The sequence below is a fragment of the Niastella populi genome, from assembly GCF_002078015.1.
GTDB lineage: Bacteria > Bacteroidota > Bacteroidia > Chitinophagales > Chitinophagaceae > Niastella > Niastella populi.
The window spans coordinates 1-2905 of sequence record NZ_LWBP01000049.1 but is presented as its reverse complement, the minus strand read 5'-3'; the positions used below and the strand labels follow the sequence as shown (position 1 = coordinate 2905).

Sequence of the window (2905 nt, the reverse complement as noted above, 5' to 3'; positions counted from 1 at the left end):
GCTGCACTTAACATAGACGGAACAAAGTGGAGGATACTGATTTTCTGAGTCGCTAATATCCTGTCTAAATAAACCGGATCTTTATGACCATCCGGCTTTGCGAAAACCAGCTTACTTCCACCAATCAATGGGAGGAATAGCTCCCAAACCGAAACGTCAAAAGTTACAGGTGTTTTTTGCAAGAATACATCCGCCTCCGTTACTTTCAGGTCCCGCTTCATCCAGCGCATCCTGTTCACCAGGCCGCCATGCTCCACCATTACTCCTTTGGGTTTACCTGTAGAACCTGAGGTATAGATCACATAAGCAAGATGATCCTCTTTAGCTGTGGTAGTCACCGGTTCTCCAGAATAACGCTTCTGATTTTCTTTGAACCTGCTTAATTCAGCTTCATCCAGGCTTACCTTACAGTTGGTATCCTCTTCTATATACGCTATTCTTTCCTGAGGGTATTCAGGATCGATAGGAACATAGGCTCCGCCTGATTTCAACACACCGAGTATCGACACCATCATCCACTCACTCCGCTCCTGTCTAATACCTATCAAATTATCAGGCTTGATATCATAATTATCTCTCAGGTAATGAGCCAGCTGATTCGACCGCTCATTAAGTTCCTGATAGGTCAATTCCCTATCCTCAAATACTACCGCTATATGATCGGGTGTTCTGGAAACCTGCTCTTCAAACAAGTCTACGATCGTTTTGTCTTTCGGATAAACTACTGCGGTATCATTGTGGGTGACTAACAGCTTATGTCTCTCTTCTTCTGACAGGTAGTTTATTTGTGAGATCTTCTCTTCAGGGGTTTCCAGCAGCGCGGTTAACAGTTGCTTATAATGCCTGATCAAACCCTCAATTATCGCCTTCTCATACACGTCTGGGTTGAATACAACGTTCAGGGACAGATAATCGCCTATCTCCCGAGCCGCAATCTCTATATCAAATTTTGATGTGCTGTAGCCCTGATCTAAAATCTGATTTAACGCTTCTTCTGATAATTCAACCCCTTCGATCCTTTCGCCGTTGTTTTGCAGAATGAGCATGACATCAAACACTGCACTTCTGCTCGTATCCCGCTGAAGGTCTAATTCTTCTACCAGGCGATCGAAAGGATACACCTGGTGGTTATAGCTCTTTAAGGTTTCCTCTTTTACTGCCTGGTAAAAACGATCAAAGCTTTCTTCAGGATTAACCTCATTTCTTAACGCCAGCGTATTGAGATAGAACCCGATCTGGTCTTCCAAATCCGCATGCTCCCTGCCCGCTACGGGAGTACCTATGATAAGATCTCGCTGCGAAGTATAGCGGTACATCAACACATTCCAGGTAGCCAGCAGGCCCATGAACAGACTGCCTCCATTCTCCTGTGTATATCGTTTTAGTTTAGCCGTACTTGCCTTATCCAGGTAAGTAGCTAAGCTATGCCCGTTATAGGTCTTCGCCCGGGGACGCTGTTTGGCGCCCGGAAGATCCAGCCGGGGCAACTCGCCCGAAAGTTTACCTAACCAGTATGCTCTGTGTGCTTTAAATGACTCCCCGTTCAACTGCACCAACTGCCATGCGGAATAATCCTTGTACTGGATTCTCAATTCATCTAACCCAGGTTCTTTGCCTGCCTTATAAGCTTCATAGTATTTAAATACATCTTTGGACAATACCTCCATTGACCAGCCATCGCTGATGATATGGTGCATATTGAAGTAAAATACATATTCCGCTTCCGTTACCTGAAGTAAGGCTGCCCTGAGTAAAGGCCCTTTTGCTAAATCAAATGCCCGGTAGGAATCTGCCGCGATGTACGCTTCTGCTTTTTCTTTCCCCTCAGCCTCTTTTCTAAAGTCGTGGTAGTCGATTGAAAAGCCCAGGTCTTTTCTTTCCAGTATCCATTGCCTCATCTCTCCTGACTCATCTTCCCTGAAAACAGTTCTTAAGATCTCATGACGTTCGATAGTGGCATCTATCGCGCGCCTGAAGTTTTCGATATCAATATCCTGATTCAGGTAAATGCTTCCAGGTATGTTATATGCTGCCGAACCGCCTTCAAACTGGCTCAATACCCAGAGTCTTCTTTGGCCATCTGAGATAGCATAACTTACCTGATAAGTTACTTTTTCTATCTGAACAAACGCCTCTCTGGTTGAAGATGCTATCAGCGCGGCATGCGAAACTACGCTGGTATGAGCGAACAGCTCTTTCAAACTCAGCTTTACTGATAACTCCTTTTGATATTCATTGCTCAGGCGTATAGCTTTTAAACTATGGCCTCCCAATACGAAAAAGTCATCTAACACACCAATATTTTCCCGCTGCAGAACTTGTTGCCAGATCTTTACAAGCTTCTCTTCCAACGCTGTTCGTGGAGCTATATATTCAACACCACTCGTTAATCCCAGTCCTTCCGGATCAGGCAGGGATTTCTTGTCCACTTTCCCATTAGCTGTTAATGGCATGGCTTCAAGTTGAACAAAGTAAGCCGGAACCATATATCCGGGCAGCCTATCTTTTAAACAGGATCTTAAATCAAGCGTATTTTGCTCAACATTGGAAGTGATATAGGCTACCAGCTCCTTTTCTCCCGACTCGTTCTCTTTGGCCAACACTACAGCTTGCTGTATCTCTTTATTTTGCTCTAAGGCATGCTCTATTTCTCCAGGCTCTATGCGGTATCCCCGGATCTTGACCTGTTGATCCTTACGCCCGGAACAATAAATAGAACCATTGTTTAACCATGACCCAAAATCTCCGGTCCGGTATAAGCGATCTCCAGCTACAAAAGGGCTTTCAATAAAACTAAGACCGGTTAGCTCTTTGTTTGTATACCCACGTGCTACTCCTTCACCTCCAATATATATCTCTCCCTGAACCCCTGCTGCAACCGGGTTACGGTTTTCGTCCAAAATAT

General features: G+C 44.8%; 1 protein-coding gene. It reads right to left on the bottom strand.

Annotated elements, in window-relative coordinates; all coding sequences use genetic code 11:
* Positions 1 to 2600: non-ribosomal peptide synthetase (locus tag A4R26_RS06700; protein WP_242674839.1), on the bottom strand; the 2600-nt coding region annotated here is incomplete at its 3' end.
* Positions 2601 to 2905 lie beyond the last annotated feature (305 nt).